At 52.4% G+C, this 14,771-nt stretch carries 13 protein-coding genes; 2 read left to right on the plus strand and 11 right to left on the minus strand.

Features of this window, described 5'->3' with window-relative positions:
• The first annotated feature begins 131 nt into the window (after positions 1 to 131).
• Positions 132 to 1,214, plus strand: a complete 1,083-nt coding sequence (locus FBQ85_14750) for a hypothetical protein (GenBank protein ID MDL1876410.1) — start codon at positions 132 to 134, stop codon at positions 1,212 to 1,214.
• 222 nt (positions 1,215 to 1,436) lie between these two features.
• Here the strand turns inward: FBQ85_14750 and FBQ85_14755 are convergent, their stop codons facing one another.
• The 11 genes from FBQ85_14755 to thiI all read right to left on the minus strand — a co-directional run bounded on the left by FBQ85_14755 (position 1,437) and on the right by thiI (position 11,724).
• Complete coding sequence (locus FBQ85_14755; protein ID MDL1876411.1) at positions 1,437 to 2,309, minus strand: alpha/beta hydrolase; 873 nt, start codon at positions 2,307 to 2,309, stop codon at positions 1,437 to 1,439.
• A gap of 5 nt (positions 2,310 to 2,314) precedes the next feature.
• A complete protein-coding gene (locus FBQ85_14760) occupies positions 2,315 to 3,103 on the minus strand; it encodes a 1-acyl-sn-glycerol-3-phosphate acyltransferase (protein ID MDL1876412.1) in 789 nt (262 codons plus the stop codon).
• Positions 3,104 to 3,118: 15 nt separating this feature from the next.
• A complete protein-coding gene (locus FBQ85_14765; GenBank protein MDL1876413.1) occupies positions 3,119 to 3,904 on the minus strand; it encodes a hypothetical protein in 786 nt (261 codons plus the stop codon).
• A 478-nt stretch (positions 3,905 to 4,382) separates the two neighbouring features.
• Positions 4,383 to 5,423, minus strand: coding sequence for a Rieske 2Fe-2S domain-containing protein (locus FBQ85_14770; protein ID MDL1876414.1), 1,041 nt, complete (start codon positions 5,421 to 5,423; stop codon positions 4,383 to 4,385).
• The gene (locus tag FBQ85_14775) at positions 5,420 to 5,932 is read right to left on the minus strand and encodes a hypothetical protein (GenBank protein ID MDL1876415.1); all 513 of its coding nucleotides are present in this window, start codon (positions 5,930 to 5,932) and stop codon (positions 5,420 to 5,422) included. The genes FBQ85_14770 and FBQ85_14775 overlap by 4 nt, the downstream gene beginning before the upstream one ends.
• The gene (locus FBQ85_14780) at positions 5,929 to 6,207 is read right to left on the minus strand and encodes a hypothetical protein (GenBank protein MDL1876416.1); all 279 of its coding nucleotides are present in this window, start codon (positions 6,205 to 6,207) and stop codon (positions 5,929 to 5,931) included. The genes FBQ85_14775 and FBQ85_14780 overlap by 4 nt, the downstream gene beginning before the upstream one ends.
• A 186-nt stretch (positions 6,208 to 6,393) precedes the next feature.
• On the minus strand, positions 6,394 to 6,684 hold the full coding sequence (locus tag FBQ85_14785; GenBank protein ID MDL1876417.1) for a GIY-YIG nuclease family protein: 291 nt from the start codon (positions 6,682 to 6,684) through the stop codon (positions 6,394 to 6,396).
• The gene (locus FBQ85_14790; GenBank protein MDL1876418.1) at positions 6,681 to 8,021 is read right to left on the minus strand and encodes an insulinase family protein; all 1,341 of its coding nucleotides are present in this window, start codon (positions 8,019 to 8,021) and stop codon (positions 6,681 to 6,683) included. The genes FBQ85_14785 and FBQ85_14790 overlap by 4 nt, the downstream gene beginning before the upstream one ends.
• 4 nt (positions 8,022 to 8,025) lie before the next feature.
• Positions 8,026 to 9,297 (minus strand): insulinase family protein, encoded by a 1,272-nt coding sequence (locus FBQ85_14795; GenBank protein ID MDL1876419.1) that lies wholly within the window; start codon positions 9,295 to 9,297, stop codon positions 8,026 to 8,028.
• A 72-nt stretch (positions 9,298 to 9,369) separates the two neighbouring features.
• Positions 9,370 to 10,239, minus strand: a complete 870-nt coding sequence (locus FBQ85_14800; protein ID MDL1876420.1) for a tRNA (adenine-N1)-methyltransferase — start codon at positions 10,237 to 10,239, stop codon at positions 9,370 to 9,372.
• 207 nt (positions 10,240 to 10,446) lie between these two features.
• Positions 10,447 to 11,724: a tRNA 4-thiouridine(8) synthase ThiI gene (thiI, locus tag FBQ85_14805; GenBank protein ID MDL1876421.1), complete on the minus strand. Its 1,278-nt coding sequence runs from the start codon at positions 11,722 to 11,724 to the stop codon at positions 10,447 to 10,449.
• A gap of 553 nt (positions 11,725 to 12,277) precedes the next feature.
• On the opposite strand from thiI, the gene FBQ85_14810 reads away from it, so the two are divergent.
• Positions 12,278 to 14,771: hypothetical protein (locus FBQ85_14810; GenBank protein MDL1876422.1), on the plus strand; the 2,494-nt coding region annotated here is incomplete at its 3' end.

Here is a 14,771-nt window from a genome sequence, read left to right on the forward strand (position 1 = left end):
CAGCAAAATGACATGATCTACCTCTCCCCGCTGACATTTCAAACCTTGCCGGATGAAAACAGCCGCGTCCCCGCAATCATAGATTTGTCCGGACTGGGATTGACTCTGGGCTTACAAATGGAGTTTTGATCATGCGAATCATAGCACTGTTCGCGCTGCTCGCGATGTTGGCGGGCTGCACCGAGAAAACACCCATTGCGCCGCAATATACTGACGATGCCAGTTGGGCGCCGGCCATCACTTTGATCGGCAGCGGATACCAACGCTTCGGCATCACTATCGAAAAGCCGCCCAACCAGCAAATCGAGCGCAATATTCTGCGCTACGTGGTGGAATACCGCCCTCCGGGCAATACCGATTTCGTTCCACTCGACACGGCGAGCAGCGTGCGTTTTCTGCCCAGCGGCTATGATACTCCACAACCGTTTTTACAAGAAGGTGAGGAATACTCCGTGCGGCTGGTTGCCGAGTATCACAATGGCGCACGACGTGAGAGCAACGTGCTGACTTTTATCAGCCCAATCACGCGCGGCAAAGTGCTGCGGCGCCTTCCCAAACCCGAAGAAGCGCAAAGCACGACAGTTGCCGGCTTTGGTTTTTATGACGGTGATTTGTTTGCCATGCTGGAAAACCAGTTGTTTCGCATAGATACGGCCTCCGGCAACGCCGGCCTGGTCAAAACTTTCGAGACCGCCTTTTTCCCTCATGAAATCGCTTTTCACGGCGAACATTTCATCGTGGCGCACCCTACCCTGCTCTTCGGGACTGTATTGCTACAACGCTTCAACCTCCGTACTTCGAGTTTTGAGAATGATCTCATCCTCGAATTGGGTTTGGATTTGAGTGGGGAGGCCCGGCTCGAAGGCATCGCAGTTGGCAGCCGCTATGTTTATGTGACAACATCAACCTTCGAGCCATATTTGCAGCAGTTGCATAAAGCCGACCTTGTGAGCGGCCAAACGATTTTTATCTCGGCGAAGCTCGAGCCGGTTCTGAACAGATTCATTGTCGTTGAAGACGCGCTTTGGACCGCAATCGCCGCCTCGGCATTTGATTATCGCGTACGAGGCTTCGATCCACTAACCCTAACGTTACAAAACGATTTTCAGAATCCTGTTTATCCTGGCTATACTCTAGCTTGGGATGGCGCGCATTTTTGGACCTGGGATACTAGAACCCAAACTTTTGCCGAACTCGAGCTTGACGGCTTGTGACCGGCGCATAATTTTTGAATGGCGCCCGGGCTGCAATCACAAGTCCAAGCTGCATCTTTAGAGTCCTTTTCCTATCTTGACTTTCGGAAACAAGGAGGTTAGTCCGGAAAAATAATATTGCTGCAATTATACTGACGGTATAAAACGCTTCGTTTGATCGCTGACTGAGTTTGTCGAAGCCAGCACCCTTCGACGGCTCGCCTGAGCATGCCGAAGTCAGGCTCAGGGCGCGGCCAGCTCAAAAAACTCCAACAACAAGGCATTGACTTTTTCGGCTTCCTCATGCTGTACCCAATGGCTTGCCTCCTCAATCATCACCAACCTCCCCTGCTCACATAACGCGATGCTCGGCTGCGCCATTTCACGGCCAAGAAACCGATCACGCGCGCCCCAAAGTAACAACGTGGGAACGCGGATAGCCGCATGCCCCGAGAGTTTGGGCTGCCGGCGTAAAGCCGCGCGATACCAATTGATCATGCCGGTCGCAGCGCCCGGTTGTGACCATGCCGCGCGATATTGCGCGAGATCAGCTTCACCAAATGTTCCAGGGCGGCTCGTCTTTGTTAACGCACGCTCACCGATCGCCCAATTGTCTTTTGCGAATCGCCATTCCGGCAGCCGCGGCAATTGAAAGAAAAACATGTACCAGCTTTTGCGCCGTTGCGCCGCATTATGAAACAGATGTTGCCGCATGATTTGGGGATGTGGCGCATTCAAGACTGCCAACTTTTCCACGCGCGCGGCGTGTTTGATGCCCAGCCACCAGGCCACAGCCGCGCCCCAATCATGGCCAACGATAAGCGCCTGCTCGCGACCGGCAGCGTCGATCAAACCCACTATGTCTTTGGCCAGTTCATCAAGATGATAAGCGGAGAGGCCTTTGGGTTTGTCGCTGAGATTATAGCCGCGTTGATCCGGCGCCAACACGCGATAACCGAGATTTGCAAAAAAGTCAATTTGCTTGCGCCAGCCGTACCAAAATTCGGGAAAGCCGTGCAAAAAAATCAGCAAACGCCCAGACTCTGGTCCCGTAGAAACAACGTGCTCGTTAATGCCATTGGTAGAAATGGTTTGATGTTGCAAGGTAGCGTGCATAGCAGTTATTTGACCATCGCCGACAATTCTGGTTTGCTCACGACGGGAATGAATTGTTCTGAGATCAGGCGATGGAGTTTTTTTGCGAGGGTTTTGCGATCCGACTCCTGCACGGCGCCGTTGCCGAAGGTTAGCGTGGCATGAAATTTTGGCATTTGCAGTAAAGCAAACACGTGGTCTCCAAATGTCATTTCACCCCACCAGCAAACGGAGAGATGCGCCGGCGCTTCGCCGGTGAGTGTACGATAACTCAGGCTGGCGTACGAAACGGGATAATTCATCTCGGCCGCAACATTCAACAACGGTGATTTGAACGGCTGTAGCTCTGTCCCAGCGGTGCTCGTCCCTTCCGGAAACAGAATAATGCCATCGCCCTTTTGCAAGGCGGCTTTAAATAAGCCATTCATGCGCAACACGTCTTTTGCTTGTTCCCGATTGATAAAAAGCGTTCCGACAGCTCGGGTGAGAAAACCGATCACCGGCCAGTCACTGACATCATGACGTGAAACAAAAACGCCTTCAACCTGGGTTGCAAGCAGCAGAATGTCGATATAACTAAGATGATTGGTCACCAGAAAAAATGGCGGCTGCGGCGGTTTGCCTTGCACAACGATATTCATTCCCATGATCGCAGCAAGCGCGCGCGCCCAGCCTCGAAACAAAAGCCGGCGCCACGACATTTGTTTCGGCGGCGAAAAAATCAGCGCCGCCCGCCCGAACAGCAGCAAAAGTAGCGTTGACGCCGTTACGAAACTTATCAAAACGATTCGAACAACCGCGCGCAACTTTCTCATGCGAATGACAAAACACTAACGGGGACGATAGGTTTTGGGATCGGCTTTGAGCAGCAGCAGATCGCCTTGCTGAAAAACTTGTCCGCTGATCACCAGCGGTTCTGCGACCATGTGCAACACCTCATTGTTCACGGTTCGGCCGTCGGGCGAAACGAGCAAAAGGTGAATGGCATTGCCGTTTTGATCGCGCACCACAAAAATCGGCGGAATGCCGCCGCTGAGGCAGCGGACGGCGCACGCGCGATGTGTTTTAAGATTGCCGGGATTCATCACGCCGAGATAACATTTACTATCAACAATTTCGCCTTCGAGCGTGAACGTGCCCAGCGCAAACTCCGGCATGGAATCGGCCGGCATAAACGCATGCGCTTGCGGAGCAGCCCAGGGCTTGAGTGATCCGGACACAAGTTCGAGCATGGTTTGATTATCGCGATAGATCAATTTGCCATGCAGGGTTACCGGTTTCCCCTCCCAATCTTGCAACGCCTCCTGCGCGCCATGTTTGCCTTCTGCCACTAAATAATAGCGCGAGAGATGCGCGGCTTCTCCGCTTTTGCCGGGCCGCATGGCGAGCAAGATGGGAACCGGCTGCATGCTGATGACGCCGGTAAATGAGCGCGGCTGCAAAAACTCAAAAACACTCGGGTAAAATGAATTTTGACCGCGCACAAATGCTGCGGCAACCAATGCCGTTAAGAGCAAAAGCGCAAGCGTCGTTTTGATAGTGAAACGGCCAATATATTTCGGCGCTTTTGGCAGGTAACCAACATAAAACTCGTTTATTTTATCGGGAGCTGACATTTTACACTCGTGTTATTGTATGTGAGTTGCTGTCAGTTTTCAACGTTACTCGATGTTTGCCTTCGCTGTTGAGCAAGTGACCGCTAATTCTCACGTGAATCTCCTCATTCGTACGAGCCGGAACCAAAGAGAACAGAACTCACGAGGCGCGAAGACGCAAAGAACTCGCAAAGCTTTTCTTTGCGTAACTTGGCGACTCCGCGTCATTGCGTGAATTCTTTGTTTTTTTGCAAAGAGTTCATTTTAACGGGACTACACCAATTTTCAGACAAGCTGAAAATCGAAACTCTTCCAGCAGGTTTGAAAACTTCGCCCCCAGAAGTAGAACTGCCACAGAAAGAAAAAAACCTTTTCAGTGGGCGAAACACTCTCAGTCCCGTGCTGCGGGATTATTCTAACTTTGAAAAGTCAATTGCCCCAAAGTAAACTGCGATAGCGCCCGCAGTATTATTTTGCATTCATGCTTGGTTGTTTAGCATCATCTCATCCCAATCGCCGCTGGCTCAACATAGGCGCCCGGCAGATTGGGTTTAGCATGCACCAAGACCCGCCCATTTTGCAGCTTGACATTGAAAGTCGGGATTTTTTCGGAAAAGGGCGGCGGCGAAGCTCCGGAATCAGGCAAGTATTGATAACCGTGCCAGGGACAGGTGATGCAGCCATCGATGATGCGGCCTTCGCCCAGCGGGCCGTTTTGATGTTGGCAGACGTTTGAAACGGCCGAAATTTTGCCGTCATATTTGAACACCGCCACGCGTTCGCCGGCAATGTTGAAGATCAAGGCGCGTTTCTCCGGAATGTCGGCGACCTCACAAACGTCGACAAAGCCATCGGCGCGCCCCGCAAATTCTTTTGCGTCAACTTTCGCTTCTTTGCGGCCGGCGATTAGATGCAAACTCAAAACCCAAATCATGCCGAACGCCATTAAACCCGTGAGAATGAGATTGGTTTCAGCTTGCAATAAGCCCAGCGCGACATGCATCACGATCAAAGCATACGCGACATAGACCATCATATGCAGCACCTTCCACACCGGCGCTGTGAGATTTGCCAGCCAAAAATCGTGACTGGTGGCAGCCATCAAGAAGAGTAGGATGAGCGCAAGCAGCCCGAGAATCTCAAATGGAAAATTGCTGAGACTCGTGTAGCGCGTATTCCCCACCAACAAACTGACGAAAGGATTCAAATTGCCCAGGGCATGATATTGAATCACCGAAAAAGCGGCATGCGCCAATGCCAGCACAAACATTGCCACTCCCAGATGGCGGCGATTGTAGAGCAACGGCAAAAAGCGCGGATGCAAGCGGCACAGTGGCCCAATCGACAAAATCACGTGAAGCAGCAACAGCGCGGCCGTGCCGAGGCCACGAATCAACAAGGTTTCGATGGTGGCTTGAGGATGCCATTGCAAGCCGGCAACGATAAAAACGGCGAGATAAAGCACGACGCCGGTGAGCACAATCGTATCGTAAATCCGCTTTTGGCGATTCCACAACACGGCGCGATAGCCTACGCTCACTTCACACTCCCTGAGCTTATGAGAGAAGAGGTCGGCAACATCGTGGTTGCCACGATTTGGTGATGGGCGAGACTATAAAGAACCAAGTTACCTTCGACCAGACGAGCGGCTTCCGGCAAAACGAAGCGGCGCAACTGTTTTCCGGCAAGCGCGCCCAGCAGATAAGCATTTTCCGGCAACTGATTTCCTGTGGCGGCCGCCGGTTCATGCCAATAAACCAAAATGTCCGGCTTGGTGAAGATCTGCCGCGGCTGCAATTCCACCACCAACCGTTGCGGAGGAATTTGATCGGCGCAAACACGCGTCAGAATATCGTGACCGGCCCAGAGATTGTTTTTTTCGAATAGAACTCGAGGAAAGGCCGGCGTTTCATTCACCAGGAATGGCGGAATTTCTTGCGTGCGCGGCGCTGAAGATCGTGTTGCTAATGCTGCAAGAAACAGAAGGGGCAAGATTACGACGAGAATAACGAAAAAATTACGATGGCGCTGCCGCAGGCGTTGAATCATGCGCCCACCTCCTGGCCGCGCTTGCCTGCAGCAAGGCGATGCGCGTTGCGTTCTTGCGGCGGATGCGAAGAGCGGCGCAACCACCGCCATAACAGCAGCGGCCAAAGCGCAGCCGCGCCGGGAAAAATCATCAAACGAAAACCGGCCGTGGCCTGTTTGGCCGACGGATCAATTTTTCCAGCGCCGCGCCAGACAAATAAAACGGCGAACAAAATACCAAGCGCCAGATAAATGCCGGTGATCCTCACGATCCAACTTGCCACGAGAATGTGCATGCGAGGGTTGCTCCCGTTTAGAAATGTTTAACGACATCAAATAGTCGCAACCAGAATCAGCGCGCAGGAGAAGCCTATCTAATGCGTGGGAACAATGATATAAATTTTAGATCAGCAAGGCAAGGAAGAAGTTGTGTTGTGGGATCAGCACATTTGCCTGCGGTCGCGCACAGATTTTGCAATGAATTATTGCTCGGCGGGCAGCAAGAGCTCAGAGGCGGTGGATTCGGACAAACTCAGCTTCTGGCGGTGAGATAACTTGCGCAGTGCCGCCTCTCGCCGCAGCGCCTCACTCCGTGAGGCACAAATCTCCACATAAACCAACGCGACCGGGCGGCGTCCCGCGGTGTAGCGCGCGCCTTTACCGGCATTATGTTGTTGCACGCGGCGACGTAAATCGTTTGTCGTTCCGGTATACAGGGTGCCATCACTGCATCGCAACAAATAGACGAAATAATTTTTTGATATGGTTTTCATGCGTGGCGATAGAACCCGGGAGAATTCATTTTTAGCTCTTCGAGCGGGCCGTATACTTCGACCAGTTTCCGTAATTTTTTTGCGGGTCCCGCAAATACAAAGGCAAGCTTATCATGAGGAAAATACGTTTGCGCCACCCGGTTCACCTCAGCAACAGTAAGCGCATCGAGTTTATCGAGATAAGTATTGATCATCTCTGGCCCGGCGCCGTAGAATTCCAAATCGCAAGCAAGGCCGGCAATTTGATCAAGCGTTTCCAGCGTGGTGGGATATTGTCCCCGAATAAAATTTTTCGTGGATTGCAATGTCTCCGCATCGATGCCTTCCTCATGCAATCGGCGCAGTTGCTCCAGGCAGATCGTGAGCGCGCGCTGCACCGATCTTGCCTGCGTATCCGATGCAATAATGAAAGCGCCCGGCAAGCGATGGCGATTCGAATACGCCGTTGCCCCGTAAGTCAAACCATCGTGAATGCGCAAGGCCGTGTTGAGCCAGGAGGTAAAACGCCCGCCCAGGAGAGTTTCAACGACATCAACCGCAACATGATCGGGGTTATTCACTGCAACGCCGATATTGCCGAGACAAAAATAAACCTGCTGCTCATCGGGCTTATCGATCAGAAGCACTCTCGAATGTGACACGCCATTCGCCGGCGCAGGCTCCGGCAAGATTTCATCGCGGGCGTTCCAATCGCCAAAGCGTTCTTGTATCTGCGCGATCATTTCCGGCGTTGAAAAATCTCCGGCTACCGCAAAAATAAAATGATTGGGAGCGTAGTACCGCTCATAAAATCCGCACACTTCCGCGCGCGACAAATTGGCCAGACACGTTTCATCTCCCAATTCCGAACGGCCGTAGGTGTGCCCCGCAAACAAGAATGCGTTAAAATAATTCTCAATCACGTTGCCGGGATTATCCTTTGCCTGCCGCCAGCTCGCAATCGCCTGGTCGATTTTCTTGTTGAATTCTTGTTGAGGAAAAGTCGGATGGCGCAAACAATCGGCCAGAAGATCAAGCGCCAGCGTTTGATCCACGCTCATCATTTCAAACGAGAGCAGGCCGTTTTCCAGCAGCGGATCAACGCTATAACGTCCGCCGACAAAATCCAATGCTTCCGCGAATTGCAGCGCCGTGCGATGCGCCGCGCCTTTGCGCAGCAGCGCCAGGGTGACGGCCGACAGGCCTTCTTTTTGAGGAGGATCGCATATCGCGCCGGCTTTCAACAGAATTTCAAAGGTCAGCAGAGGCAGCCGATGATCTTCCCATAACAGCAGCGTCAAGCCGTTGGGTAATGTCTGTCTAACAAAATCAGGAAAGCGAATCGTGGGGTTTCTCAAGTTTTCAGTCAGGCTCCGGAAGCAACGTAACGACGGTACGATTTTGCGAATGAAAATATTTTTGCGCTACTCGTTGTATATCGTTTGAGGTTACAGCAGCATAATGGTGTTTTAGCTCGCGCAGTTTGCGATAATCTCCGAAATAAAGCGCGGCGCTGCCCAACGCTTCAGCTTTGCTCGCCATTGTGGTCAAACCGCGCACAAAAGCCGCCTGGCAAATGTTTTTTGCCTTGCGCAACTCGCTTGCCGTAATCGGTTCTTCACTTAATTTTTGCAATTCCTGATAAAGCAGCTTCTCCCCCGCCGGCAATCCCCGCTCTTCACGAAGTTGAACGGTGAGGATGAATAAGCTGGGATCGAGTGAGGCCGAATATTCGCTGCGCACCCAAACCGCGACTTGTTCGCGATCAACCAAGCGCTGATAGCATCTCGAGCTTTGACCGGCAGCCAGCACGATTTCAAAAAGATGCAGGGCAAAGTAATCCGGATGCGTGCTGGCAGGCACATGAAAACCGCATGTGAATGCCGGCAATTGCGCCGGTCGCTGTACGCTTGCCCGGCGTTCACAAGTTTGCGGCGGCTCAGTTTCGAGCGCCAGCGGCAGCGCTTCCCGCAATGGAATATCGCCAAAATAAGATTCACACAGGCGCATCGCAGCTTCTGCATGAAAATCGCCGACGAGTACGATGGTCGCATTTTTCGGCGTGTAGTGGCGGCGATAGAATTCCTGCAAATCTTTCAGCTTCCAGCGCTGAATATCTTCATGCCAGCCGATGACAGGCCAGCGATAGGGATGCGATTGAAACGCCGTTGCCCAAAGCATCTCAGACATTAGCTCGAAATTGTCACTTTCAACCGTCGTGCGGCGCTCGGAGGCGATGACTTTGCGCTCCGCCGCAAAAGCCGCTTTGTTGAGATTTAAATAGGCGATGCGATCGGCTTCGAGATCAAAAATTATTGCCAGCGCCTCGGCGGGGAAACTGTTTTGATAAACTGTGATATTTTGATTGGTATACGCATTGTTGGCGCCGCCGTGCGCCTCCATGATTTCATCGAATTGATGCGGGCCATATTTTTTGCCGCCGTTGAACATCATATGTTCGATGAAATGCGCCAGGCCGGTCAGGCCCGGCTGTTCATTGCGCGCACCGATTTGCCAAAACGTGTGCATCACCGCATGCGGCAGAGTATGATCTTCGTGCAGAAGTACCTGCAAGCCATTTTTAAGTTTACTGGAATAAACCGAATCCACCAGTTTTTCGATGTGATCGTGCATAATGAATCGTTCGAGCCTGTCTAAGAATGATGAAAGCGGACGAGCATTTGTAGTGAAAAAATCTTAAACAACTCATACCTGCGATTCATCATCTTTATCCGTTGTTTCACTCTCAGGCGTTTCGATTTCATCCGGCGCCGCCTGCGCAAACGAGGCCGTTTCCGCTTTACGCGCGAACGTCAAAAAACCGGTGTGCCCGACCATGCGCAGTTCCGGCCGCACGGACAAGCCCAAGATGTTCCACGAACGCACCAACGATTCAACCGTGTGGATGGCCATATAGCTGCGCTCCGCGCGCAACGCCTCAACAAACGATTTCGACTGAATGATCGTGGGAGAATAGCTGCACACGATGGCGCCGGCGCGCAGCTTGGGAGTAGCCAATGGAATCACGCGCCACGGCTCCGGAACATCCAACAATAAACGATCGACATTCTCATCTTCAAAGGTTGTGTAGATATCGGCAACGCGCACGAGATGATTGGGGGTTTCACCCAAAAAGCGCAGCATGTTGCGCTTTGCCAGATCAATAAAATCCTGGCGCACGTCGTAACTTGTCACGCTGCCCTCCGGCCCCACCATGCGCAACAAGGTAGTTGCCAGAGAGCCGGAACCCAGGCCGGCTTCCACGATTTTGGCACCGGGATAGACATCGGCATATTGCAGCATCAGGCCGAGATCTTTTGGGTATATCACGGTTGCACCGCGGCGCATGTGAACAACATGATCGTTCAGCGTTGGGCGGAAAACCCAAAACGGCTTTGCGCGTTGCGACTGGAGCAAGAACCCTTCCGTCCGTCCGATAATTTGATCGTGGGGCAACAAATCACCGCGAATATTGGTTTGGCGGCCACTGCGCAACACATCATAGTAAAGGCGTTCTTTGCGATCGTAAAAAATCGCCGGGTCATTTTCTGCGAACGGCAGGCTAGGATTTTTCATGAAGGTCAATCACTCAACTTTGCGTTAAAATATGGAAACAGGGGGAGGTCCCGTTGGTGAATATTGTGTGGAAGGAATGCCATTCCAAGCAAGAAAGCTACACGCCGCACGCCAAACGGTTGCGGCAAGATGCCTGTCTTTTGCAACGGCGATAAAATTTCAGAATTCCTCTTCCGTTTGCTGGTTGCTTGCGCGACGGTTTGCGCCTCAGTTTTCCGCGGCAGCCGCCACTTCTTCACACGCGTGATGTTTGAAACGATAACGTTTGAGCACAGCCTGTTGTCGGGCCTTTTCGATTTCCGGCTCAAGATCGAATTGCGCCTCGCACCGCAAAACGCTCTCCAGGTGGGCATGGGTTTCGGGATTGCGCGCGGCAAACAAGGAACAACAATCTTCAAACGGCTCGACCGAAATGTCGAACGTCCCGATGCGCCGCGCTTGTGTGATGATTTCTTGTTTATCGTCACCGGCAAGCGGTCGAATGACTGCCAGGCCGGCGGCTTGATTAATGACATTGATGTTGGCCAGTGTTTGGCTGGCGACCTGCGCCACGTTCTCGCCCGTCACGAGCGCCTGCGCGTGATAATCTTGAGCAATGCGCTCGGCAATGCGCAACATGGCGCGGCGGTATAACACCATCCGCAAACTCGGCGGGCTGTTCGCCACGATATGCCGCTGCACATCGGCAAACGGCACCAAATAAAGCGACGAGAGAAACTGATAGCGCGTGAGCAGTTGCACTTGCCGCTCAACCAGGCGTTGCGACGCGGTATTCGTAAACGGCGCGCTGTGAAAATGAACGAAGACGAGCTTGACGCCTCTTTTCATGAGACGATAAGCCGCCACCGGAGAATCAATGCCTCCGGAAATGAGGCATACGGCGCGCTCGCCCGTGCCCACCGGCAACCCGCCGGCGCCCAAAATGCGGTCGCAATAAACCAGGGCATAGTCATCAGAGATTTCAAGCCAGAGCGTGACTTCCGGTTGAGATAAATCGACACTCGCCTTGAAATGTGAACAAATACGCTCGCCCAGCAAGGCATTGATTTGGGGCGAGGTCAAATGAAAAGTCTTTTGCGCGCGCTTCGTCTCCACCTTGAAGGTTGCAAAGTTTCTCGCAGCGAGTAAACTCAGCGCCGTTTGCGTGATGGCGTCAATGTTTTGTGCGGTTTTGATCATGGGCGCAAAATAAGCGATGCCAAAAACACGGCGCAGCGCTTCTGCGATCTTTTCCCAGTCGGCATGCGGCTCCAACACGCCCATTAAACGGCCGGAAAAACGCTGAAGCTCTGCCAATCCCAAACCGGCGGTAGCGTGCATGATGTTACGCTGCAATTTTTTCTCGAAAAACCGGCGATTGTTGCCTTTGAGCGCAATCTCATGATAATGAATAACCACATGCGTGACACCCGCCGTGTCGTTTGGGGCGACCCGCAGTCCGGTCATCGGCACAACCTGGCTGGTTTTTTCGCTCACAATATTCATGCTTGGCGTGCTGCTTTATTCCTGTTGCAAGTAAGAGTATTCTGCGAATACCGGTGTTCATGAAAGTTTAAGAACATAATCAAAATGCCTGGCAATTGCAAGCGCAAGCTAGGCCACACAAACACGCGTTACAAAATTTTGCGGAGATTCCGCAGTCGATCAAGGTTGAGGTAGTTATATACGTGAGCATGAAGTTCCGAAATGTCATGCGTTGCAACCGATTCCATATGCCACTAAGAGCATTTACGATCGCATCATTGTCTGTGAGAAACGCCGATCATCTAATATCAGGGTTGTCGCCCACTCGTTTCATCCTCTTGAGCGCCGCCGCGACGACATTTTCCGGGAGCTCATCGATCATCCTGTTGACAAACCACGGCCGATCACCTCGATAAATCTCATTTCAGGGCCTGTCAAACAGCTTGATTCCACATCTTTGGAGGCACCACCCATGTACTATTCACTGGCACGGCTGAGACTGTTTGGAGCGGCATACATTATTTTTGGCCTTTTGCTTGCCACTTCTTTTTTGCAAGCCCAAACAGGGGCTCCCTTGGCGTCCACCACCACGGGGGAGTATCGCAAATCCAACCAAAGCAAGGTTTTTTACTATGACGGCATTTGGTGGGCTTATGGCTTTCATGAGGCGCAAGCCAAATGGTATCTATGGAAATACACCGGAATCCCGTGGACCAAGACGAACAAGCAAGAAGAAACGACGAACTACAGCATTGACGCCGTCATTGATACCGTCAATAACAAACTCTACACATTTGCGTCGCACCAATCCAAACCGCGATTCCGGCGCTATGGCTATACCGGTAGCGGCTGGGTAAAGGAGATACAACGCTCCAACCTGCAGTATTTTGTTCATCCCAACAAACCCAACCCTGCTTGCCTAGTTCAGGGAAAAGATGGCCGACTTTGGGTTTTTCGCACCGATGGCAGCAACAACTTACAAACGATGTACTCCGACAACTTCGGAAGTACCTGGAGTCCCGCCGTCACGATTAAGAGCGGCTTGAATACTGCAGTCGGAACCGCAGATGCCGTTGCCTTTTCGATGAACGGGGATAATTACGTCGGCGTGGGCTATGCCGAGGAAGGCGCCGTAAACAGCCAATATGGTTTTCTCATTCATCGCGATGGCGACGCCGACAATCTCTGGAGCGATGAAAGCAACCAGCTCACGTTTTTTGGGGCTGAGACCGCGCTCAATGACATTTGCATGAGCGTTGATGGCAGCCATCAGGTTTATATGTTTGTGCGTACCTCCGGCGGCAGTCCCTCCGATCCCCGAAACACTCTTTATAAAAGGAACACGGCCGGAGCCTGGACGGCCTATCGCGTCAACAATATCGGCGACGGGCCGCTGTGGACCTCGCCGGCAATCGCCATCGACGGCGAAAATCAAATGTTGTATCTGATCGGAAGAAACACGGTCTCAGCGATCGTGGAATACAAGGCGCATCGCATCGGCGAAGAGAGCACGCTGCTCACGGCGCCAGTGGATACTCTTTTTGCTTCCGGCGCGGATCAATTCGCCACGCTCAGCGTTCCCGCCGGTTTGTTGAATTCGACCACCGGCTTGATGGCCGTATCCGACAATGCGACGGCCGACGACCTTTGGTTTAATCTGTTGACGATCAATCCCGGAGCAAACCTCACCATCAGCGAGGTGACGGTTGACCCGGATACCACCAACACCAATGCGGCCTACACTGTTGATATAATCACCTCCGCCAGCGGGGCGATGCTGGCGGGCGTTGGTGAAATTCATTTGCGTTTTCCCAATAACACCATTGTACCAGCGGGCATTACAGCCTCCACGATCACGGTAAATGGCACGCCGGCAACGACGGTCTCCTCGAATGCAGCAACGCGAGAACTGACGATTGTCACGCCCGTCGATATTCCGGCATCGGATACTTTCTTTGTTGCGATTGCAAAAACCGCGGGCTTGATCAATCCTTCGGCGGCGGGTGATTATACATTAGAGGCGTGGACCAGCGCTCAACCGACGCCTGTTGCTTCACCGCTCTACACGTTGCACGTTATAAATTCGAGCGCCAGTTCGGCCACGGTGAAAATCTTCCCGGCAGATGCCGATAGTGCTTCACAGTATACCATCGGCTTTCGTGTCGGCCCTCTCGGCGGCATGCTGAGCGGCAGCAGCACATTTCTTGTAGACTTTCCGGCGACGACACAAGTTACTGAAGGCGCCTTGTCTGGAGTAACGGTCAACACCGTGAATGCCAGCGCAAACGGCAACAGCCTGACGCGCAATATCACGATCACATTGCCGGCTTCCGTGACCATCAATAACAGTGATAGTGTCACGTTGTTCATTCCGACAACGGCGATTATCAACCCATCGTACGCCGATACTTTTAACTTGAAAGTATCCACAAGTGTGGAACCGACGCAAGTGACGTCACACGGATACATCGTTCGCATCGGCAGGCTTGTTGCCAATACCACGAGAAATCTTGAAACGCAAAATCAAAGCAAAGTGTTTTATCACGGCGGTTTTTGGTGGGCAGTGTTGCAAGACAAACCTTCCAAAAACTGGTACCTGTACAAACGGGCGGATACCACCTGGACCCAATCGCTTTTAATCAGCGATAACTCAAAAGTTCGGCCGGATTGCGTTCTCGACGCTCCGAACAATCGCGTTTACATTCTTCTGCCCGGACCAAGCACCGCGAATTTGGCGAGATTGTCTTTTGCCTCCGGCTCCTGGTCCATGGATAGCGGCTTTCCCAAAGCTGCCTGGGGCCAACAAGTGATGGAAATGAATCTGGTCCGCGCAAAAAATGGCGATCTCTGGGCATTTTTCGCTTCGGATTCAACACTCTGGGGACGCCGGTCTGAGGATGACGGCGATTCTTGGGAAGACGCCGTTATTGTCAAGGATAGCCTGAACAATGGCAAAGCCTTGGCCGATGCCGTGGCATTCACGTACTCGGGGAACAATTACGTTGGCATAGGTTACGCCGAAAACAACAATTCGATCTCGGTTTATGGTTTTCTGCGCCACCGTGACG

It is taken from the genome of Cytophagia bacterium CHB2, assembly GCA_030263535.1.
Taxonomy (GTDB): Bacteria; Zhuqueibacterota; Zhuqueibacteria; order Zhuqueibacterales; family Zhuqueibacteraceae; genus Coneutiohabitans.